Origin of the sequence: Brasilonema octagenarum UFV-OR1, assembly GCF_963888615.1 — a bacterium.
Classification (GTDB): domain Bacteria; phylum Cyanobacteriota; class Cyanobacteriia; order Cyanobacteriales; family Nostocaceae; genus Brasilonema; species Brasilonema sennae.
The window spans coordinates 50,414-71,723 of sequence record NZ_CAWPKW010000050.1 but is presented as its reverse complement, the minus strand read 5'-3'; the positions used below and the strand labels follow the sequence as shown (position 1 = coordinate 71,723).

19 protein-coding genes are annotated in these 21,310 nt (G+C 41.4%); 11 read left to right on the top strand and 8 right to left on the bottom strand.

Annotation, left to right across the window (positions count from 1 at the left end; all coding sequences use genetic code 11):
• The first annotated feature begins 2 nt into the window (after positions 1–2).
• A complete protein-coding gene (locus AC5590_RS03685) occupies positions 3–2,765 on the top strand; it encodes a CHASE2 domain-containing protein (protein ID WP_169263075.1) in 2,763 nt (920 codons plus the stop codon).
• An 11-nt stretch (positions 2,766–2,776) separates the two neighbouring features.
• On the opposite strand, the gene AC5590_RS03680 is transcribed toward AC5590_RS03685, so the two are convergent.
• The 5 genes from AC5590_RS03680 to psbQ form a co-directional block, all read right to left on the bottom strand.
• Positions 2,777–3,295 carry a DUF928 domain-containing protein gene (locus AC5590_RS03680; RefSeq protein WP_169263074.1) on the bottom strand — a complete coding sequence of 173 codons (519 nt, stop codon included), beginning with the start codon at positions 3,293–3,295 and terminating at the stop codon, positions 2,777–2,779.
• 436 nt (positions 3,296–3,731) lie between these two features.
• Entirely contained in the window at positions 3,732–4,310 is a 579-nt protein-coding gene (gene hemJ, locus AC5590_RS03675) for a protoporphyrinogen oxidase HemJ (protein WP_169263073.1), read from the bottom strand.
• A gap of 203 nt (positions 4,311–4,513) precedes the next feature.
• Positions 4,514–5,365, bottom strand: a complete 852-nt coding sequence (locus AC5590_RS03670) for an alpha/beta fold hydrolase (RefSeq protein WP_169263072.1) — start codon at positions 5,363–5,365, stop codon at positions 4,514–4,516.
• Positions 5,366–5,625: 260 nt separating this feature from the next.
• Positions 5,626–6,768: an NAD(P)/FAD-dependent oxidoreductase gene (locus AC5590_RS03665; RefSeq protein ID WP_169263071.1), complete on the bottom strand. Its 1,143-nt coding sequence runs from the start codon at positions 6,766–6,768 to the stop codon at positions 5,626–5,628.
• Positions 6,769–6,949: 181 nt separating this feature from the next.
• Positions 6,950–7,420, bottom strand: a complete 471-nt coding sequence (gene psbQ / locus AC5590_RS03660; RefSeq protein ID WP_169263070.1) for a photosystem II protein PsbQ — start codon at positions 7,418–7,420, stop codon at positions 6,950–6,952.
• A gap of 242 nt (positions 7,421–7,662) precedes the next feature.
• On the opposite strand from psbQ, the gene AC5590_RS03655 reads away from it, so the two are divergent.
• Positions 7,663–8,100 (top strand): Tery_1686 family protein, encoded by a 438-nt coding sequence (locus AC5590_RS03655; RefSeq protein ID WP_169263069.1) that lies wholly within the window; start codon positions 7,663–7,665, stop codon positions 8,098–8,100.
• Positions 8,101–8,430: 330 nt separating this feature from the next.
• Here AC5590_RS03655 and AC5590_RS03650 read toward each other — a convergent pair whose 3' ends face one another.
• Positions 8,431–9,096 carry a class I SAM-dependent methyltransferase gene (locus AC5590_RS03650; RefSeq protein WP_169263068.1) on the bottom strand — a complete coding sequence of 222 codons (666 nt, stop codon included), beginning with the start codon at positions 9,094–9,096 and terminating at the stop codon, positions 8,431–8,433.
• A gap of 134 nt (positions 9,097–9,230) precedes the next feature.
• On the opposite strand from AC5590_RS03650, the gene AC5590_RS03645 reads away from it, so the two are divergent.
• The 8 genes from AC5590_RS03645 to AC5590_RS03610 all read left to right on the top strand — a co-directional run bounded on the left by AC5590_RS03645 (position 9,231) and on the right by AC5590_RS03610 (position 17,007).
• Complete coding sequence (locus tag AC5590_RS03645; RefSeq protein ID WP_169263111.1) at positions 9,231–9,866, top strand: alpha-amylase family glycosyl hydrolase; 636 nt, start codon at positions 9,231–9,233, stop codon at positions 9,864–9,866.
• The gene (locus AC5590_RS03640) at positions 9,772–10,089 is read left to right on the top strand and encodes a hypothetical protein (protein ID WP_169263067.1); all 318 of its coding nucleotides are present in this window, start codon (positions 9,772–9,774) and stop codon (positions 10,087–10,089) included. The genes AC5590_RS03645 and AC5590_RS03640 overlap by 95 nt, the downstream gene beginning before the upstream one ends.
• Before the next feature lie 409 nt (positions 10,090–10,498).
• Positions 10,499–11,437 (top strand): phosphoribulokinase, encoded by a 939-nt coding sequence (locus AC5590_RS03635; RefSeq protein ID WP_169263066.1) that lies wholly within the window; start codon positions 10,499–10,501, stop codon positions 11,435–11,437.
• A 128-nt stretch (positions 11,438–11,565) separates the two neighbouring features.
• Entirely contained in the window at positions 11,566–12,297 is a 732-nt protein-coding gene (radC, locus tag AC5590_RS03630; protein WP_169263065.1) for a RadC family protein, read from the top strand.
• Positions 12,298–12,458: 161 nt separating this feature from the next.
• On the top strand, positions 12,459–13,295 hold the full coding sequence (locus tag AC5590_RS03625; protein WP_169263064.1) for a glycosyltransferase: 837 nt from the start codon (positions 12,459–12,461) through the stop codon (positions 13,293–13,295).
• A 101-nt stretch (positions 13,296–13,396) separates the two neighbouring features.
• Positions 13,397–13,987: a Uma2 family endonuclease gene (locus AC5590_RS03620; RefSeq protein WP_169263063.1), complete on the top strand. Its 591-nt coding sequence runs from the start codon at positions 13,397–13,399 to the stop codon at positions 13,985–13,987.
• Positions 13,980–15,074: a glycosyltransferase family 4 protein gene (locus AC5590_RS03615; protein ID WP_169263062.1), complete on the top strand. Its 1,095-nt coding sequence runs from the start codon at positions 13,980–13,982 to the stop codon at positions 15,072–15,074. Before AC5590_RS03620 ends, AC5590_RS03615 begins: the two co-directional genes overlap by 8 nt.
• 499 nt (positions 15,075–15,573) lie before the next feature.
• Positions 15,574–17,007: an AAA-like domain-containing protein gene (locus tag AC5590_RS03610; RefSeq protein ID WP_169263061.1), complete on the top strand. Its 1,434-nt coding sequence runs from the start codon at positions 15,574–15,576 to the stop codon at positions 17,005–17,007.
• Between the two features lie 51 nt (positions 17,008–17,058).
• Here AC5590_RS03610 and AC5590_RS03605 read toward each other — a convergent pair whose 3' ends face one another.
• Positions 17,059–17,232 (bottom strand): hypothetical protein, encoded by a 174-nt coding sequence (locus AC5590_RS03605; protein WP_169263060.1) that lies wholly within the window; start codon positions 17,230–17,232, stop codon positions 17,059–17,061.
• Positions 17,225–17,458 (bottom strand): hypothetical protein, encoded by a 234-nt coding sequence (locus AC5590_RS03600; RefSeq protein ID WP_169263059.1) that lies wholly within the window; start codon positions 17,456–17,458, stop codon positions 17,225–17,227. The genes AC5590_RS03605 and AC5590_RS03600 overlap by 8 nt, the downstream gene beginning before the upstream one ends.
• Positions 17,459–17,747: 289 nt before the next feature.
• Here AC5590_RS03600 and AC5590_RS03595 point away from each other — a divergent pair, with 289 nt between their 5' ends.
• Positions 17,748–21,287 carry a WD40 domain-containing protein gene (locus tag AC5590_RS03595; protein ID WP_169263058.1) on the top strand — a complete coding sequence of 1,180 codons (3,540 nt, stop codon included), beginning with the start codon at positions 17,748–17,750 and terminating at the stop codon, positions 21,285–21,287.
• Positions 21,288–21,310: the final 23 nt, after the last annotated feature.

Sequence of the window (21,310 nt, the reverse complement as noted above, 5' to 3'; positions counted from 1 at the left end):
AAATGAACCGTTACACATATCAAGTCGGTGGTAGTCTAACCATTAATGCTCCTAGCTATGTAGAACGACAGGCTGACAAGCAACTTTATGAAGCTCTCAAAGAAGGTGAATTTTGCTACGTTCTTAACTCTCGGCAAATGGGCAAGTCCTCGCTTCTAGTTAGAACTCGGCATCGCTTACAACAAGATGGCTTTAAATGCACGACTGTGGATATGACCAACATTGGTTGTGAAAATATTACCCCAGAGCAGTGGTATAAGGGAGTTGTTGCTGAGTTATGGCTGGGTTTCAAGCTTTTAGGAAAATTTAACTTAAAAGCTTGGTGGCGAGAGCAGGAAGATCTCTCTGTACTTCAAAGGCTAAGCCGGTTTATTTCTGAAGTCCTGTTAGTTCAATTTCCAAAAGAAAGACTGTTTATTTTTATTGATGAAGTTGATAGTATCAAGAGCCTTGATTTTTCTGTTGATGACTTTTTTGCGTTCATTCGGTTTTGCTACAATCGCAGAGCAGTCGATCCAGAATATAATCGTATTACGTTTGTCATTTTTGGAGTAACAACACCATCAGATTTAATTCAAAATCCAAAGCGAACTCCTTTTAATATTGGAAAAGCTATAGAACTGAATGGTTTTACACTGAGTGAAGTGGAGCCATTGGTAAAAGGATTAGCAATTGAGCAAGGTAATGCTCAGACAATTCTTAGAGAAATCTTATCTTGGACAGGGGGACAACCTTTTCTGACACAAAAACTGTGTCATTTGGTACAAAGTTCAAGTCAAGATTCAGTGAGTCAAAGGCTGATCGTTCCCCCTGGGACTGAGGCTTTTTGGGTAGAAAGTATTGTGAAATCACGTATAATCCACAAGTGGGAATCTCAGGATCAGCCAGAACACTTGCGGACGATTAGTGATCGCCTGCTCGCTAATGAGCAAGTCGCAGGGCGTAACTTGGGAATATATCAACAAATTCTGGCTGGGGAAGACATACTAACCAATGATAGTCGAGAACAGATTGAACTTCTTTTGTCAGGTTTGGTGATCAACGATCAGGGATATCTGAGGGTGAAAAACCCAATCTATCAAATAGTCTTTAATTCAGAATGGGTTGCTCTACAAATGGAACATTTGCGCCCTTACGCGCAACGCTTTAAAGCTTGGATGACTTCAAATCAGAAAGATGAGTCCCAACTTTTGGTGGGGATAGAATTGCAACAAGCATTAGCTTGGTCCAAAAATAAAAGGCTCAGTGACTTAGATTATCGCTTTCTGGGTTCTAGTCAGGAACTGGCAAAGCGACAAGTTGAAACCGATTTAGCTGTAGAAAAACACGCACGACAAATTGAACGAGAAAAAGCTCAATTTGCCGTACTTGCTGCCCAACAAGCGAATCGAATATTAGCAAACGCACGCAAAGCAGCAAAACGAAAAGCCCAAAAGCTACGTCTGAGTAAGTGTTGGATGGGATGTATTGGTGGGGGAGTTGCCAGTTTTGTGATTCTTGTATGTTTGACCGGACTACTACAAAGGATGGAGTGGTCAATGCTAGATTGGTTTTTTCAGGCGCGTCCTCCAGCAGCAGTTGACCCCCGTATTACTATAATTACAATTGATGAGCCAGATATTAAGCAAATAGGTCAATTTCCTGTGTCGGATCAGGTGATTGCTCAAGCAATCCGGACAATAAAAAGCTATAAACCTAGAGCGATCGGGCTGGATTTGTTTCGAGATTTCCCGATAGAACCTGGTCATCAGGAATTAGTAGAAGTTTATAAAACAACTGAGAATCTAATTGGTATTGAAAAGGCAGTGGGTAGTCAGGTGGCTCCACCACCAACTTTAGCCCAATTAGGTCAGGTTGGTCTTGCTGATCAGGTTTTAGATGCAGATGGCAAGTTGCGTCGAGCGTTGCTTTCAGTTCAACTGGAAAACTCTTCATTACACCTTAATCTTGGTTTGCAGCTAGCACTTCGCTATCTAGAAGCTGAAGGTATCACCCCTCAACCTCAGACCAACAATCGCGACCAAATTCAGCTTGGCAAAGCAGTGCTTGTTCCCTTTCAACCCAATGATGGTGGCTATGTCCAGGCTGATGCTGGAGGGTATCAAGTTTTGCTTAACTTTCATGGTACAGAGCAAAACTTTGAGACTTTCTCAATAATAGATTTGTTAGCAAATAAGATACCACAAAACAAGATGCGCGATCGCGTTATCCTCATTGGCTCGACTGCCCAGAGCGTCAAGGATATGTTTCAAACACCCTATAGCAGTCATAATTTTGCTTCTCTAAAACAAATGCCAGGGGTGATGATTCACGCCAATATCACTAGCATGATTTTGAGTGGTGCGCTCTCTGGGCGACCCCTGCTAAAAGTTTGCTCGAAACCAGTGGAGTGGCTTTGGATTTTGCTTTGGTGTGGTGTGGGAACTGCGCTAGCTTGGCAAATAAAGTCACCTAAATCTATAGTTACTAGCGTTGCTATTGCGGAGGGAGGACTTATAGGAATTACCTACCTAGCTTTTTTACAAGGTTGGTGGATTCCTGTTGTTCCCCCGATGATTGGATTTGCTATTGCTGCAGTGACTTTGCCAATAGTCACTCATAGGCAATCTGAAAAAGCTCAACTTTACCAAACTGTAGAGCTGTTAGTTGCTATTTCGCGTCAGGAACCTGCGGTCGGACAGATTGCTCTTGAGTATCTCAAACAAGCTGAAAGCTCAGATAATCAGGCATTAATTGAGCAAATACTTCGCCAAGAGTTTAACTAAACCTTATCACTTTAACTATTCAGACGCAAGTCTAGTTGTACAATTTCTCCACAAATAACCATAGAAAAACATTGGTGATTTTTGCCCTCTGCTAAAGGCTGTTTTTGCTTTGACTGTGTAAAATCAACAAATCTACTATCAGTGTTTATTGGTATAAATTCTCTTTGATTAGATTTACCTGTTTTATTCGGAAACATCAACACAACTTGATGTGCTGACGTTTTCGGTATACTGACGAGTCTCGTTGGACGCTCCTGGAATTTTAATTGATGGTTTTGCTTTAACATTAAAGGTTGAATTGGATCATCTTGTTTAGAACATATAAGTCTACTGCGGGAACCTGCACCAGAGGTATCTTTTGGCTTACCTTGTCTTGGTGGTATAAAATTCTGCTGCGATATCAGCCGTTTTGCTAAAGTGCCGCTTCTCGCTTCAAATTTTTGCTGAGCGTGAGCAGATAAGCTTAGGGTCAGCAAGAATTCTACAAATAACCAGATTGTTAAAAATTGACTAAAATAAATAATTTTCATTAAGTAAATACCGTCCTAGGGATATTTCGTAAGTAAATATATCAATTAGTATAGAAAAAATAACTTCAACCAGTAATAACCACAGCTTTAAAGTTTTTAGCTGTAGATACATCCCTAATCATGACTTTAACAAAAATAACTTTTTTAAAAAAAACCTTCACTTAAATTTTATTTAATTTATATATATATAATGTTTGAATAAAGTATAAGAGATAAGTATTTATAATCACCTTGTATAAGGTATGGTTTCTGAACATACAAACAAAGCCTGCCGAAGCAGGCTTTGTTTGTATGTATAATTGAGGGTAGTATGCTCAAACAGCGCCGCGATGAACGCGACTGTGTATCTCTTTGGTGAGAGGCTAGTCATTAGCCTAGGGTGTGTGTAAGTACAAAACCCACAGTTAGTGTTAGCGCAGCGTGTCTGCTGGGTTATTTAGCTGCTTTGCTGCTGCACCATTTCTGTTGTCAGCTTTTCCTTATCTTTACGGCGTTTTCTCGCGTAAAGCTGAATTGTCGCCACCATCGCAATAATCATGGCCACAATACCCCAAGCTGTGATATCTGTAGGTAGATTGTTTTTGAACACAGCTAGTAATACAATCACCACTAACATAACTGTAGGTGCTTCATTTAAGGCTCTGAGCTGCTGACTATTCCATTTACACGTGTCTTGGGCTAACTGCTTCATCAAACGCTTGCAGTAATGATGATAGCCAAGTAAAAGGACAACAAATCCGAGTTTTATGTGTAACCATCCTTCTTTGAGAACATCTGGTTCCGTAGTTAATAAACCAATCGCCATTGCGACTGTAACCAGCATCCCTGGAGTTGTGATGATATTGTACAGACGCTTTTCCATTATCTGATACTGATTTTTCAGTATTGTGCGCGCTGGTTCCGGTTCTTGGTTGGCTTCAACATGGTAGATGAAAAGACGCACGAGGTAGAACAAACCAGCAAACCAAACAACTATACCCACAATGTGAAAAGCCTTAAACCAGGAATAAGCCATAATTTTTTTTCTCCATCAATGGATTTTAGGCACACGTAAATAATGTAAAGGTGCTATAGAAATCCTATCTGATTTATGAAACTTAACTCTGGTTATTTAACGAATTGCAAAACAGATGAGCATAAAATGCTTACTCTACAAATGTTGAAATCTTAAGAAGATCTAAAAGTGATGTCACTTTTTAAGTTCAATAGCTATCATTATTAATCACTATCTTTAACACGCACAAAAGGCAAAAGATCTTCAAGAATTGTTTCGTGATAATGTTCTTGAGGATAATGACCAACATTGTTAAGTTTAATCAAACTCCCTTTTTCCAGGGAATTTACAAAATCTTGAGCTATATTTATAGGTAGCCAAGGATCTATCATTCCCCAGAGGATTAAAATTTCTTGGTGCAATTCTTTAAAGCCTAATTCGATTTCTGTCATGGCTGAATGCAACTGCAAATTACGGATAGTTGCTAGGAGACTTCTTCCAGGAGCAGAACTTTTCAAAAAGGGTTTACGATAAACATTTAAATGTTCTTCTGTAATGACGTAACGACAGCCACCTTCTAAAGTCCTATCAACTAGGAGCGGATCTTGAGTTATCATGTCACCAACAAAAGGTAATCCCATTTGTTGAATTTTCCAGGGTAACTTCGCCTGACTGGAAATTGGTGTGTTAAGTATGGTTATATTGGCAATTTGTTCTGGATGACGCAAGGCATATTGTAAACCAACAGAACCTAAAAAGCCTTGCACAACTAAAGAAAAACGTTCAAGTTCTATGGATTTTATAAATCCTTCTAAAGCTGTCACAAAAGCATCAGGTGTATAAGCGAAATCTCTTTTGTCTGGTTTGGAAGAAAAACCAGAGCCAATCCAATCAGGGGCTATTGCTCTTGTTCCTTGGTTTGCCATAGCTGGCAGAATATTGCGCCAACTGTAACTTTGTGATGGTAAACCATGTAGCAGTAAAACAGGAAGTAACTCAGTTCTACCAGTAGATTCTGCTTCCCGGTAAAACCATTCTAAGGAGCCGACTTGAATTTTTTTTTCTGTTATTGGCATTTTAATTTACAAATGAAAAGTTTTAAACAAAGGTGTTAAGAAAAAAAGAAAGAAATTTGTTATTGATATTGAGCATTGGTTTCACCTCACCCCCATCCCCTCCGCTTAATTCAAAGGAGGGCTAGCGAGTGAGATCGTTTTCTGACTAAGTAATTAAACCAACCTGAGATGAATGGACTTATTGGGAACCTCGTAGGTAGATTTTGTTTTTTCAATCACGACTGTTTATCCTCAGATTAAGATGAGATGAACAATTATGATTAATTAGGAATAATCATCTCACGAATTGCGTAAGCTGTCGCTGGTGCAAGTAAAACGCCATTGCGGTAATGTCCAGTCGCAAGGAGGATGTTATTATATCCAGGCAGTTTACCAATCACAGGTGCTGGACGTCCTTCAGGACGGGGACGTAATCCTGACCAAGTACGGATAGTTGTCGCTGTTGCTAAGCCTGGGCAAAAGGCGATCGCTTGTTGTCTAACCAACTCCAACAGTTCTTTATCAGCGATAATTTCATCTTTGTTGCTCGCAAATTCAACCGTTGCACCTATCCAGTAATCCCCACCACCGATGGGGACAATATGCACATCATCACCTGTAATCACCGGTTGAAAGTCGCAGTTTCCAAGAGAATGTCCTAAGCGAAGACACAAAGCTTGTCCTAGCACAGGGCGAATATCAACCATTTGCTCTAATTGCGCACTCAATAAAGAAGAACCCAACCCAGCCGCGACAACAAACCAATCAGCTGTAATCTTTCCGTCTGTCGTCTGAAGTTGGTTGCAATATTTTTCGGAACCTCTTTCTTGAGAAGGAGACAACGGCTGGGGTTCGATAGCCAAAACCTGAACACCAAATTTGAAATCAACACCGTTATGCTTTGCAGCATCAATCAAAGCTAAGGTGAGGGAAGTGGGATCAACTTGGCGATCGCACGCAGAGTAAACAGCGCCCACCATCCTTTCGTGATTAACCTGAGGACAAACTTGCTTGAGTTTATCAGTATCCCAAATTTCTAGGGAAAAACCTTGAGATTGGCGAATTTCTTGCAACTTTTCCCATCGCGAGATCTCCTCATCTTCTTTTTCTAAGCAAGACATAGAAGGTTCAGGTAGCAGCATGAGGATTCCCTGACGATTGAAGTGAATTTTACGATTTGTGAGCGCTTCTAGTTCACTAATCAGAGTTTCATAAGCCAGGATACTTGTTCGTCGCATCTGCCAAGCCTTCCCCTTGGTTTTTTGGCTGATGATACCCATCAAAACACCCAATGCTGCTCCTGTAGAAGCAAGTGCTGGTGGTTGTTGGTCAACAACTGTGATTTTTAGCCTGTTTACTTTACTAAGTTCATAGGCGATTGCTGCCCCAACCACGCCGCAACCAATGATAACTACATGAGTCATTGTTTCTACAACACAACAGACACAACATGGGGAAGTGGGGGGTACAACAAGAGCGAGGAAGGGAAGGAGGGAAAGAACGAAGGAAGGCAAAAGTTAATGCTCAAAAATTCTTTTCCCTAACTCGCACACTCCCAAATTCCTTTTTCCCTCACTCCCTATCTTCCTCTTCAGCCTATCACGCTTAGCTTTCTTCTGACGACGGGCTGCTGTTTGTTGGAACCAGATCTAAGAATTTGTCAATGTCTGCGAAAGCAGCGAAAGAACTATTCAAGGCACCATTAATGTTACCAACTTCAGCGGCTTTGTCGATTTTTATCAGCTTATCTAATAAATCACGCACTAACTCACGCCCTGCTGGTTGGTCTTTGGATAGCAGATTGGATGTGACATAGTTCATTGACAGCCTTGCTTCTGCCATAGGACCGTGTGTGAAGTTTCCAACATTCACCCACTGTTTTGTTTGGATGAGCCTTTGCAGTTCTTGTGAGCGTTTTTGTACAGCCTGAATCTCAGGAACGTATTCCTGAATTTTCGCCAGTTTTTCTTGTGTGTATGTCGGAGGTGGTGTTGCGACACCAGGACCACCACAACTAATCAGAAAGGTTGCCACCAATACCAGAAATAATGACAAAATTGAGCGTTGACGCGCCATAAGCTAAACTTATTTTATTTATCAATGATCAGTGTCATTTTAGATCGCTGGCGTATCACATCGTTCTTATTTAAGACGGATTTGCTGAAAATCTTGTATCTTCATACAATTTTTTCTGTTAAAGGTACATTTTGATGTTATTTTCGTCAAAATTTGAGTACAATTGCTTAACATATATATACTATGACAAAAACCGTCTCTCCCTCACACCCCTGGTGAAATAGCGACATAGGAGTGTTTTCGTGAACGCAGCTGAGATGGCAACAAACCTTGAATTCGCCAGCAAGATTGCTACCGTAGTTAATTTATTCAAATCTGAGTTTCCAGATGCTAGATCAGATCTCAAACCTTGGAAAAACGATCCCCAAACCAGAGAGTTAGTCGATCCAGATTCCATAGACATCGGCTTTCACTTCCCTGGGGTCAGTAAATCATGGCAAAGCCGCAGTATATTAATACAAATCCGTTTTTATCAAGACCTTTTAAACGATTCACGTCGTGCAATTGGCGTAGAAGTTGCTGGTTTCAGCCATCTTGGTGAACAGTGGCGAATTTCCACAGTCGAAAACTGGAGTTTTGTGGGAACATCTTTGCCTTCGCCACAGATTGGAGAAAAACTTAAACAGTTTTGCAGGCACGTACTGGAAATTTTTAACTGTGCCCCTCTGCCTGATAACTAATATTGACACTTCGGATTACCGTTAATTATGCTTTTGCTGAAACTATTCGTTTTCTGGAGATCGAATGCATAACTAAACTTTTTGCCAGTACACCTCTCCAAAAATGATTTTTAGTGCAAGCGCGGGGTATTGGTTTCATAGCCATTTTTGGAGAGGTCTAGTAAAGAAATAGCCCTCTTGTCATTAACGAACAAGAGAGCTAGAGTGTGGTGTGAGGAGCAAACTAAATGTTTGCTTATACAAGTGTAGCAAACGAGATATGAGATTTTGGTGATCGAGATCTTAGAATCACCGTAATTTGACGCAGCTGCCGTCCAGACATTCTATGAATTAATGAAGCTTCAGCGCTAATGTTAAGCCATCTGCAATTGGCACCATGCTTATTGCGATGCGTGAATCATGATGCAGTTTCTGATTAAAAGCGCGTATACTATTGGTTATTTTATCTTGCTCTTGGGGATTTGCGACTCGTCCTGACTGTAAGACATTATCGATCGCAATCAACCCACCTGGATGCACAAGTTGTAGAGAACGCTCGTAGTAGTTCTCGTAGTTGTTTTTATCTGCATCAATGAAGGCAAAATCAAAGGTGCCTGCTTCTCCAGCAGTTATGAAACGATCCAGACTCTCTAGCGCTGGGGCTATATGTAGTTCAATTTTTTGTGCCACTCCTGCTTTGTGCCAATAATTCCGGGCGATCGCCGTATACTCCTCACTGACATCACAAGCAACAACCTTACCCTCAGCTGGCAATGCCAACGCCACTACCAAAGAGCTATAACCTGTAAAAACACCTATATCTAAAGTTTTCTTTGCTCCCATCAACTGCACCAGCAGTGCCATAAATTGTCCTTGTTCTGGAGCAATCTGCATTCTGCTATGTGGATGCTGTGCTGTTTCCTCCCTCAATTGTACTAATACTTGTGGCTCTCGCAATGAGACTGAGTGCAAGTACTCATAAAGATTTTCATCGAGTCCTAAGGTTTTATTTGACATATTTTCCTAATTGCTAAGGAGAACTGAAACTGCATAAGTTAAATTTCCGTAATTCTATTAAAGCTAGAAAAGCTTTGTTTAGTAGTTCTCACTACTGTTGTAAAGCAAGATGTATCTAGAAAAGAGTATTTTCCATTCAAAATTATCTGGATGTAGATCCGCGCTTCGGTACAAAACAAGACCTGATCGACCTAGTAGACGCAGCCCATCATAGGGAAATCCGAGTATTTCTTGATGTCGTCGCTAATCATTCCGCAGACAACTGGTTTTACCCAAATCATGACTCATACCATTATTCCAATGACCAGCAGTTTCCTTTTGGTGGATGGCGGCCAGAAGACAGACCAATTCCCAAAGAACTAAGAAACGAAAATTACTATCATCGCCGAGGTGAGATTAACAATTGGGATGGTTATCCAGAAACTCAACATGGCGATTTCTTCTCTCTCAAAGACTTCAATAACGATGACGATCCAGATGGACTAAAGCTTCAGGATATTCTCATCAAAGCCCATTGTTACTGGATGCGTGAGGCAGATATTGACAGCTTTCGCTTGGATGCAGTCAAACATATGGGAGAGTTAACAATTTCCCGGTTTTGCTCAGCTATTCGTGAATATGCTTACCGCTTGGGTAAACGCTGGTTTTTCTTGTATGGCGAGTTAGTTGGTGCGGATGACGCTATCCATCGCTATACAAGTCCAAATACACCTACCCAAGTTGATAGCAGAACAATCTTGTACCCTAGCTTTTTCTCGCATTTTAGATAGTGAAGAGATTCTGATTGCCTACAACACCTCCACCACTGAACGACGCAGTGATTTCGTGATTGTAGACAGTACCATCCAAAAAAACGGTGGCACAATGAAGTTTCTTTACGGTAAGGAGGGAAGCGTTACTGTAGAAAAACACCCATATCCGGGTAATCCATGCTTATTTGTACACATAGATCTTGAACCGATGCAGTTTGTCATTCTCCAACAAACTAGGTAAAAAATGTATCTCCGATAAGGTATTTACTTTCAGGTGCGTTAGCTTAAGCTAACGCACCTGAAAACTATTTATCAGAAATTTTCAAATTTCATAATTTTATACAAATTTCAATAGAAATACCAGTATGATTCGTCATTTTAACAATGCAGCTTAGCAACTGGCTGCATGACGTTATTCTCAGAATTTTACTAACTAAAGTGTGCAGGAAAACAGCATATAATACTTATAAAAGTATTTTGTTACAAACATAGATGCAGATATTTCTTAAAGATAAATATCTTCATTTTTAGTAATCATGTCAAAATTTCATCACTTTCTTGATTAAGCTATCTTCTATTTTTTGTTGAAAAATAGTAAGATAACATACAATTTAAAATTAAACTTTACTGTATTTTCAGAAGGGGAAGTTATGAGCCGTCCTATAATTCTTGGTATTGTTGGCGACAGTGCTCCTGGGAAAACAACACTGACTAAGGGGATTGCTCAGGTTCTTGGACCGGAGAATGTTACGGTTATTTGTACAGATGATTATCATAAGTACGACCGTAAGCAACGTGCTGAAATTGGTATCACTGCTCTTCATCCTGACTGCAACTATCTCGATATTATGCAGCAACACCTGTCGCAACTTAGGACAGGACAGCCAATTCTGAAACCTGTATACAGCCACACAACTGGTAGCTTTGAGCCACCAGTTTATATAAAACCAAATAAATTTGTGATTGTGGAGGGATTACTGGGTTATTCTACTCGTGGTGCTCGTGACTCCTACGATGTGAAAGTTTACCTTGCTCCCCCTGAATCTGTGCGTGCTCAGTGGAAAGTCAAGCGGGATACCCAAAAACGAGGGTATACAGAAGAACAAGTGCTTGAAGAACTTAGAAAACGCGAACCAGATTCTGAGCAATTTATCCGTCCACAACGTCAATGGTCGGATATTGTGGTGAGTTTTTACCCTCCAAATGACGAAGTGGAGCAAATTAATGGACACCTAAATGTACGTTTGGTACTGCGTCCGACAATTCCTCATCCAGATTTTCTCCAGATTATCAATTATGGCGATGGTCATTTAGAGTCAGCAATCCGCTTGGGATTAGATCGGGATATGAGCAAACCAGTTGATGTTCTGGAAGTAGATGGTCATGCCACTTTGGAACAGGTCAATAAGTTAGAACATATTATTTGTGGTGATATGCCTCATCTCAAGAGTATATGCGATCGCGAAGGAAACCCAGAGTTAGGCAAAGTCGCTGGTACAACAGGAGAAACAATCCAAAGTTACCCGCTTGCCCTCACTCAACTCTTAATCACGTATCATATGCTCAAGGCTACACAAATGTATCAGTAGAAACCAGTAGATAAAGTCAAAAAAAACGATAAAATTAAATATTCTGTCAAATCTTTAGATGTTTTCAGAATTACAGGGGATAACTAGGAATAAGTCTATATATGATGATTTTTCCCCTGTATTAGTCTATGACTTATAGCCTCAGAATTGCCGATATACCTGTGACTGAGCGTCCGCGTGAGCGGCTGTTAACGCATGGCCCAAAAATTTTAGCTACAGCCGAGTTAATAGCAATTCTGCTAGGTACTGGTCAAGGACACGGAAAACTTTCTGCCGTGGGTCTAGGGCAATATATTTTACAGCAACTGAGCAAACACCAGCGAGACCCCTTAGCAGTTTTGCGAGATGTCAGCGCCGCCGAGTTGATGCAAATTCCAGGTGTTGGTCCAGCAAAAGCGACGACTGTCTTGGCGGCGATTGAATTAGGGAAACGAGCCTTTCAATCCCGTCCAGGAGAACGCACGTTAATTGATAGTCCCGCAGCTGCGGCGGCGGCTTTGAGTCAAGACTTGATGTGGCAAAATCAGGAGCGTTTCGCGGTGTTATTGTTAGATGTGAAGAATCGCCTGCTTGGAACGCAAGTGATTACCATTGGTACAGCTACGGAAACCTTAGCTCCTCCTCGGGAAATTTTCCGTGAAGTGATTCGCCAAGGAGCAACACGAGTTATAGTGGCACATAATCATCCGTCCGGAAATGTGGAACCGAGTCAAGAAGATATTGAATTGACGCGACAGTTGTTAATGGGAGGACAATTTTTGAGCATTCCTGTTTTGGATCATCTGATTTTAGGCGATGGTAATCATCAAAGTTTGCGAGAGATTACAACATTATGGGAGGATTGTCCGCAGGGAGATTAGATTTTTTGGAAAAATTTGGTTTAAGGTTCTTTAGAACGGCAGATGCACACACCCTGACGCAGATGAGTACAGATCATTTATCTGCGTGTATCTGTCTTTATTTATGGTTTCATAATTAGAAAAAAATTATCTGATTGTTGGTAATTATCAATTAAGCTAACGTGATTTATTTTTTAGTCGTTAATTATTATTCTACTAATCTCATTACTAAATTGATTAGTTCTCTCCCGAGTTATGACAGTTATGATTATAAAGTGGTCATCGTTAATAACTCTCCCGATGACAACTCTATATATAATCTAAAAAATGAATCGGTAGTCATTTTTAATGCTGAGAGTAATCTTGGCTTCGGTGGTGGTTGCAACTTCGGACTGAAATGGATTTATACCCAAGATTCCCAAGGAATTGTCTGGATAATTAATCCAGATGCTTATTTTGTAGAAAATACTATAGAGAAAGTTCCGTTATTCTTTGAAACTCATCCCAATATTTCTCTGCTTGGAACAATTGATCATACTACGACAGGTGAAGTTTGGTTTGCCGGTGGTCGCTTTATTCTCTCAACAGGAGCAATTGTCACTCAAGATTTGTTGACGAATACAGATACAGATTATGTTGTTTGTGATTGGATTACAGGTTGTAGCTTGATAGTTAATCTTCGGAATTTCGATGATTGTCCTCAGTTTGATCCAGCTTATTTTCTCTACTATGAAGATTTTGACTTTTGCCGACGTTATGCCAATCAAGGACATTTGATTGCAGTGACTAAGCAGTTTGGTGTCATACATCAGCCCTCTTCAATTACAAATCGATATGTTTTTAGGAAAATAAAAAATAGTACTTATGGTTATTTGTTATCTTTAGATAGATATACAAATCAATGGATTGTCAAGATTAGATTGCTTCGCTTGATTTCTCATGCTCTGGTTTTGATGTTTGTCAAACCTCAAGTAGCATTTGGGAAATTTGCTGGAATGTTGATGTATTGGAGGCGTTAAGCGAAGCTCTACCGAAGGTAATCGCTAAGGGCGTGAAAGCTTTCTCTCTAATGCTAGGCTAAGGTCATAGCGTAAAATTCAAAAACCGACAGACTCGTGTTATGGTTGTACAGATTACACCCCGTCTTTACTCGATAGAGGAGTATTTTGCAATTGAGGAAAACACCAATTACCGCACCGAATACCGTGATGGAGAAATTGTTCCCATGACAGGTGGTTCGATTAACCATAATCAAATCGTTGTTAACTTAATAGTGACTCTTGCCCTTAGCCTGACACTCAAAGAGCAAAATTACCATATTTATGCTAATGACCTAGGCTTGTGGATTCCTCGTTATCGCCAATATGTGTATCCAGATGTCTTAATTATCAAAGGTGAACCGATTTTTGAGGAAGGACGTACTGACACTATACTTAATCCCTGCATTATCTTTGAAGTTTTCTCTAAATCTAGCAGTAGCCGGGATCGGGGTGATAAATTCACATACTATCGTTCTATTCCTCACTTTCAAGAATACATTCTCATTAATCAATATCAAGCCCATCTTGAGCAGTTTAGTAAAACCCCAGAAAATAACTGGCTATTTAGTGAGTCTGATGCTGAGGATGGAGTTTTGACTTTAAATTCGGCTAATTGTCAAATCTCACACCGTCAGATTTATGAGCGGGTTAATTTTCATATAAATGACTAATATATTATTTAACCTATCTATTGTTTTTTCTCAACCGACAGGTATAAGCAACTATGCAAAAAATCTTTTTCCTTTTTTAAAAACTCTTAACCCCACCCTCTTAACTGCTCAAAATTACCCTGAATTTAACTGTTATTCTATACCAGATAATCTAACTCCTGCACAAGGAACAAAAGGACATTTTGATCGCCTTGTGTGGACACAATTTAAACTGCCAAAAATCTATAAAAAGCTGAAATCCCAACTTATCTTTTCTCCGCTTCCAGAAGCGCCCCTTTATAAGAATTGTCGTTTTATCGTGATGGTTCACGACTTAATCCCGTTGCGCTTTCCCAAACTTTTGTCACCGTTAACACAATACTCGCGGTACTACATTCCTCAAGTTCTCGCCCAAGCGCAACATATTATCTGCAACTCTCACGCTACAGCAAAAGATATCACCGACTTCTATCACATCAGCGCCAGCAAAATAACTGCTATTCCTCTTGCGCACGACGCCAATCATTTTCGCCCAACTCATTTAGATCATAGCGGACAAGATACCCAACCTACAAAACCCTATTTTCTCTACATTGGGCGACACGATCCCTATAAGAATCTGCACAAACTTATTACCGCCTTTGCAGCATTATCTCACAATCGAGACTATGAATTGTGGTTAGCAGGACCACAAGATAAACGCTTTACTCCTTTGTTGCAAACCCAAGTTCAGGAATTGAAGATCACCGATAAAGTTCAATTCCTCAACTATGTTCCCTACAGTGAATTACCCAAAATTATTAGTGGTGCGATCGCCCTCGTCTTTCCTAGTCTTTGGGATGGTTTTGGTTTCCCAGTTCTCGAAGCAATGGCTTGCGGTACTCCTGTGATCACCTCCAATCTCTCATCTTTACCAGAAGTGGCTGGTGACGCTGGTCTTCTCATCAATCCTTATAATATTGAGGAAATGACTCAAGCTATGGAAACAATTGCAACTGATTCGGTATTACGTCAACATCTTTCAACTCAAAGCATCAATAGGGCTAGTCAATTCAGTTGGGAAAAAACAGGACTTGCTACTGTCGAAGTTTTATCACGCTACCTTTAAAACCCATTGGTCAACTTTTTGTTAATGCCTAAGTCCTAAATACATCAATATAGATAAAAACGCCTCAAAATCAGTGTTTGCAGGACAAGCAAATCATCAATTTTACCCTTACCAGATATACCTTTTGGCTGGTTATGAGCCTAATTTTTGACAAAATCCGATGAAATGAAATCACTTCATCAAGAGTTTAATAGCTGCTTAATAGTATTTTAAAGAAAAGTATAAAAAAATACAAACTAAAATAGTTTAGTAACATTTTAAGAACTGGTTAAAAAATGAGAAGATACTCAAGAAAATAAAAAATAGCCAGTTAATAAGCTTGTTTTTGAATTGTGGTCAGAAAATAATTTCTAACCCTGATTTTGAGATAGCTTTGCAACAAGGCCATAAAAATGACAAACATACAGTGTGTCTTCCCCTAATATATGATTTTGCTTAAAGTTCACAACAGGCGTAAAAATATTCTCCGAATGTATAAAAAAGGGGGAGAATTACTGACATGAAGCAATCTAAGACTCATAGAAAACGCGGAATTTTGCTGACTCCTGCTGGACTGAATCGGCTACAAGAAGCCATTATGGCTGTAGAAAGGGTGGAGAATCACGGCGATCACCTAACTTTAGACGAACTGAGCGATCGCATGAATGTTTCTACCAAAACACTAAGCCGATTGTGGTCTTTGCACACAGGTGTAGACCAAAAAACTCTAAAACTATGCTTTAGCGCTTTTAACCTGGAATTACATGAGCAAGACTATACAATTCTGAATGAAAATGAACACGACAGCAGTGAAACTTCGCAAGCGCTTTCGCTCTCGTCAGATACACTGGACCTAAGATCGTCCCAGTCTTTATCCATAGACTCATTTGTTAAGTTTGGGCGTGAGCAACTTAAAAATCTTTGGTCATACCCGGATGGTTCTGTCCCTTTGGATTCTCCTTTGTATATCGAACGTCCCCCAATAGAGGAACTAGTTTATCAGGAAATCACTCAACCGGGCTGCGTGATTCGGATTCGCGCCGCCAGACAGATGGGTAAGAGTTCTCTCGTGCTGCGGCTATTAGCCTTTGCACATAAGCTTGGGTATCGCACAGTGAATCTGAATTGCAACCAAATTGATTCCGACTGTCTGACTGACTTAAATAAGCTGTTACGTTGTCTTTGCTGGCGAGTAGCAACAGAATTAGGCATGGATCCCAACTTGAATGACAGATGGGATGAGGAAGTTGGTTGTAAGTTGAATAGCAGCTTTTACTTCCAAAATTATTTGCTCAAACAAAGTCAAAGTCCAGTGGTTTTGGTATTTAACGAAGTTGACCGCTTTTTTGAACATCCTCAGATTTGTGACGAGTTTTTTGCGTTGTTGCGTTCGTGGTGCGAGGAAGCACGACAAAATCTCAATTGGCAAAAGTTGAGGTTAGTAGTGGTTTACTCTACACAAGAGTATGTCACCCTGGATATCAACCGCTCTCCATTTAATATTGGACTACCCATTCGTCTTGTGGAATTTACTCACCCGCAGGTAAAAGAGTTAGCTAAAGCATATGGGCTAGACTGGAGTACTGGTAAAGAATCTGGCTCACTAATATCACTTGTGGGAGGTCATCCGGCACTCATTCAGCTTGCTCTGTATTATATTCGTTGTCAGGAAATGACTTTAGAAGAACTGATAGAGGAAGCTCAAGCCAACGGTGGCATTTACCGTTATCATTTATGGCGACACTGGATAAAACTACAAGAAAATCCTGAGTTGGCTAAGACTTATGCTGAACTAGTAACGGCAAAGCAAGCTATTTATGTTAATCCTATTGAAACTTATAAACTTGAAAGTTTGGGATTAATTCGCTTAGAGGGCGATCACATTCTCCCGCGTTGCGAACTCTACCGTGCTTACTTTGAAAAACAATTAGTGACAGCGACAACTCGAATTTAACCAGTTAACAGTTATCAATTATCAGTTATCAGGGAGCATCCTAATGGATGATTACTCTTCCTTAGTGAACCACATGGCTTCAAACGTCGTTAAAGATGCTAGCATTGAGCCGCCAATCCAAGCGAAATCTTTCCTCTGGGGAGGGGCGACGACTTTAACTGTGATTCCTGAGGGCGCAAGGGAGCGTACTGTCTTCTCCAGTCGGTCAAGCAACCGCTCAAACATACTTAGGACAACCTATAAGAGTAGGAAAGACCACACTAGGTGCATTCTCTCCAGCAAATCCTACTTTAATTAAACCTCCGGTTATGTCTAGAACTATGGCTTTTTTCTTCAGATTTTCATCTCTTTTGCTATTAGTTGTCTGAGTTGTCTTTGATTGCTTCAGCTCATAAGAGCTAAACGAGCGATCGCTTTCACTAACCTCAATCAGTGTTTCTATACCCGACAATGTTTCTGTGGTGAAACATTAGTTGTACAAAGCTGTGAGTAGAAGTTGCCTTAACTCCGTATATACAGAATCTCGCTTTTATAGTGGAAACACAAGGACACATAAGACAGTTAAGCAGATAATTAAAAAGATTTTAATAACCTACAGTTAAGACAGTTAAGACAGTTAAGACAGTTAAGCTACAAACAGGCAAATCATGTAGTTATAAAAGTGATAAATTATTAAGTCAGATATATCTACAAATTCCTAATACTTGTGTTAAATTACGATTTTGCAATCACACTTTGAGATGAGATACCAGGTTGGTGGCAGTCTCCGCAGTGACGATCCTAACTACGTTATCCGTCAAGCAGACGAAAAACTTTATGCCAGCCTGAAAGCTGGCGATTTTTGTTATGTCTTAAATTCTCGCCAGATGGGCAAGTCATCCTTATTACAACGCACAAGTTCTCGCCTCAGAAAAGAAGGGCATAGCTGTGCTTACTTGGATGTCACCCGATTGGGTAGCGAAAATACCACACTGGAACAATGGTACAAAGGTATCATCGTCGGCTTGTTTTACGACTTAAATCTGGCAGAACACGTCAACTTTAAGCAATGGTGGGAAAGCTGCGCGGGTATTTCCCCAGTGCAAAAACTAGACCAGTTTGTTGAAGAAGTTTTGCTGCCAAATGTTCAAAACGAACGGATTCTCATCTTTATTGATGAAATTGACAGTTTCTTGAGTTTGAGTTTTCCTGTCAGTGACTTTTTTGCTTGGATTCGTCATTGCTATAATCAGCAGGCACATGACTCGAAATTCCAACGCTTGGGATTTGCACTGTTTGGAGTAGCCAGTCCATCTGATCTGATTGCCGACAAACGCCGGACACCGTTTAACATTGGGACAGCGATTGAGTTGTGTGGCTTTCAACCACATGAAGCAACACCATTGCTCAAAGGGTTAGAGGAAGTCGTCAGCCAAAGCGAAGCCGTGCTGCGAGAGATTATTTACTGGAGTGGGGGACAACCGTTTCTGACTCAAAAGCTTTGTCAGTTGATTGTCCGAACAGCATTAGATACATCAAGCAGAATAATTGATTTACCGCCAGCAAGTGCGGCAGATTGGGTAGAAAAATTAGTGCGATCGCACATCATCCAACACTGGGAATCAAAAGACGAACCGGAACACCTGCGCACGATTCGCGATCGCCTCCTTTTCAACGAACAACGGGCAGGACGGTTATTGGGTTTATATCAGCACGTGTTGCAAGCACAAGAGAATCAAACATCTGGCGTACTTACCGATGATAGTCGAGAACAGACAGAACTTTTACTATCCGGATTAGTCGAGAAACACAACGGCTATCTGAAAATAAAAAATCCCATCTACCGCAGTGTCTTCGATTCTGAATGGGTCGTAAGGCAGTTAGACAATCTGCGTCCTTACTCTCAAGCATTCAATGCATGGGTAGCATCTGGTTATCAAGATGAATCACGTCTGCTGCGGGGGCGAGCGTTACAAGAAGTTTTAGACTGGATTGGGCGCAAAAGCCTCAGCGATTTGGACTATCGATTTTTAGCCGCCAGCCAGGAACTGGAACGTCGGGAAACTGAGCAAAGACTGAAAGCTGAGCGGTTGAGAGAAGCAGAAGCACGATTAGCGAGTGAGCGAAAAAGTGCCCGTCGTCAGAGGCAATTACTGGCAGTAGTGAGTCTAGCTCTGATAGTTTCTACGGTGTTAGGAGTAATAACGCTTATTGCCTACCGTGAATCTGCTTTAAATGAAGTTCGGGTAACTGCCGTTGCCTCCAACGCAAACTTTACCTCAAACCAGCATCTTGATGCGTTGGTGCAAGCGATTCAAGCACGCACAAAATTTCAACGCCTCTGGCTACTCGATCCATCAACAAAATCGGCGCTAGATCAGCAAACGCGCAACGTGCTAGAACAAGCAATCTATGGTGCAGATGAGGTAAATAGTATAGTAGCGCACGAGGGAGGTGCCTTAGGCGTTGACCTGAGCAAGGATGGAAAGTGGATTGCTACCGGTGGTATAGACCGAACCGTTCGGCTTTGGAAACGTGATGGAACCCTAGTTCACATCTTACCCCACAATGCTACCATATATGGTGTTCAATTCAGCCCGGATAGCCAACGGGTTGCTGCGGCTGGGCTAGATGGCGTGGTACGACTTTGGTCTGTGGATGGTACCCCATTGGCAACAATGAAAGGACACACGGCTACTGTTTGGCAAGTATCATTTAGCCCGGATGGACAGATAATTGCATCTGCCAGTGGGGATCAAACAATAAAGTTGTGGAAGTTAGATGGCACCTTGATCAAAACGCTAAAGGGACATAAGGCAGCCGCTTGGAGATTAGCGTTTAGTCCCGATGGAGAGATTATGGCATCTTGTAGTGTGGATGGTACCATTAAGTTCTGGAGCCGAGAGGGTAACCTGATCCGAACCATACCAGTAAGCAAGGCATCAGTTTGGGCGATAGCCTTCAGCCCCGATGGGCAAACCCTGGTCACTGGCAGCGGTGACAAGCTTGTCAGGCTGTGGAGCCGGGAAGGAAAGTTACTCAAAACTTTTGTGGGGCACACAGCAGAGGTTTATCAAGTGGTGTTTAGCCCTCAGGGGCAGACTATTGCCTCAGCAAGTGCTGATAAAACCGTGAAACTTTGGTGGCCAGACGGCACTTTGCGAAGAACCTTACTCGGGCATCGCTCGCCGATTCAGCCAATTGCACTCAGTTCTGATGGTCAGATGATTGTCTCTGGCAGCGAGGACGGTACAGTCAAGCTCTGGAAAGACTCGCCTTTTTTACATCGCCTGTACGGTCATCAAGATGTGGTTTGGCGAGTTGTTTATGCTCCGGGCACCCGATCCAATGAGTCTCTCCTTGCTAGTGTTGCGGGGCAAGAAATTAAGTTATGGCGAGCAGATGGCTCTTTAGTTAAGACCGTTGTGCTAGATACGAGTCAGTTTTATGATGCTGCCTTAAGTCCAGATGGGCAGACTCTTGCATTAGCAACTGCCGGTAGCGATATAAAACTCCTCAACCTTGCGAATAACAAAACTGCGATTCTGCGCGGTCACAATAATGCAATCTTATCACTAGCGTATAGCCCTAATGGGCAATTTCTAGTGTCGGGAGGTGAGGACGGTACCATCAAACTCTGGCAAAGTAACGCTTCTTTTAACTTTCAACTGAGTCAAACAATCCAGGCACATTCTGCGCGCATTTGGGATCTTGCTTTTAGTCCGGATGGTCAGTTCATTGCCTCCGCCAGCGCTGACGGTACAATCAAGCTATGGACTTGGAAAGATGTTAACCACCAAGCCCTCCAGCTTGACAAAACCCTCAAAAGACACAAGAGTGCCATTTGGGGGGTTGCTATCAGCCCCGATAGCCAACATATCGTCTCTGCCGGACGCGATCGTCAACTCCTGCTGTGGAATCGCAACGGTAAACTCGTTCAAGGTTTTGAAGGGGCAAGCGTTGGCTTAACGAAAGTTGCCTTCAGTCCGGATGGGCAAACAATTGCCGCAGGCGTTTTGGACAACACGATCAAGATTTGGACACTAAAGGGCACTTTGCTTGCAACCCTCAGTGGGCACAACGGAGGTGTGGGAACTCTTGTTTTCAGTCCGGATGGCAAAACCTTGGCATCTGGCAGCTATGACCAAACGGTGATTGTGTGGGATTTACAACAGATTCTCCACAGGGATTTAGTGAAATACGGCTGTGAGTGGGTGCGGGATTATTTGAAAACTCACACAGCAGTGGAGGACGGCGTTAGCAAAGCTGCGATCCAGAAGGATCGCTTTCTGTGCAAATGATACTTGATATTTCCTATGGCGGT

Bases quoted from the DNA above. Each gene is read 5' to 3' on its own strand.
- AC5590_RS03605 (WP_169263060.1), bottom strand. From the start codon at position 17,232: ATGTTTGAGCGGTTGCTTGACCGACTGGAGAAGACAGTACGCTCCCTT.
- AC5590_RS03610 (WP_169263061.1), top strand. From the start codon at position 15,574: ATGAAGCAATCTAAGACTCATAGAAAACGCGGAATTTTGCTGACTCCT.
- AC5590_RS03595 (WP_169263058.1), top strand. From the start codon at position 17,748: ATGAGATACCAGGTTGGTGGCAGTCTCCGCAGTGACGATCCTAACTAC.
- hemJ (WP_169263073.1), bottom strand. From the start codon at position 4,310: ATGGCTTATTCCTGGTTTAAGGCTTTTCACATTGTGGGTATAGTTGTT.
- AC5590_RS03640 (WP_169263067.1), top strand. From the start codon at position 9,772: ATGACGCTATCCATCGCTATACAAGTCCAAATACACCTACCCAAGTTG.
- AC5590_RS03615 (WP_169263062.1), top strand. From the start codon at position 13,980: ATGACTAATATATTATTTAACCTATCTATTGTTTTTTCTCAACCGACA.
- radC (WP_169263065.1), top strand. From the start codon at position 11,566: ATGACTTATAGCCTCAGAATTGCCGATATACCTGTGACTGAGCGTCCG.
- AC5590_RS03650 (WP_169263068.1), bottom strand. From the start codon at position 9,096: ATGTCAAATAAAACCTTAGGACTCGATGAAAATCTTTATGAGTACTTG.
- AC5590_RS03680 (WP_169263074.1), bottom strand. From the start codon at position 3,295: ATGAAAATTATTTATTTTAGTCAATTTTTAACAATCTGGTTATTTGTA.
- AC5590_RS03620 (WP_169263063.1), top strand. From the start codon at position 13,397: ATGGTTGTACAGATTACACCCCGTCTTTACTCGATAGAGGAGTATTTT.
- AC5590_RS03670 (WP_169263072.1), bottom strand. From the start codon at position 5,365: ATGCCAATAACAGAAAAAAAAATTCAAGTCGGCTCCTTAGAATGGTTT.
- AC5590_RS03685 (WP_169263075.1), top strand. From the start codon at position 3: ATGAACCGTTACACATATCAAGTCGGTGGTAGTCTAACCATTAATGCT.
- AC5590_RS03665 (WP_169263071.1), bottom strand. From the start codon at position 6,768: ATGACTCATGTAGTTATCATTGGTTGCGGCGTGGTTGGGGCAGCAATC.
- psbQ (WP_169263070.1), bottom strand. From the start codon at position 7,420: ATGGCGCGTCAACGCTCAATTTTGTCATTATTTCTGGTATTGGTGGCA.
- AC5590_RS03635 (WP_169263066.1), top strand. From the start codon at position 10,499: ATGAGCCGTCCTATAATTCTTGGTATTGTTGGCGACAGTGCTCCTGGG.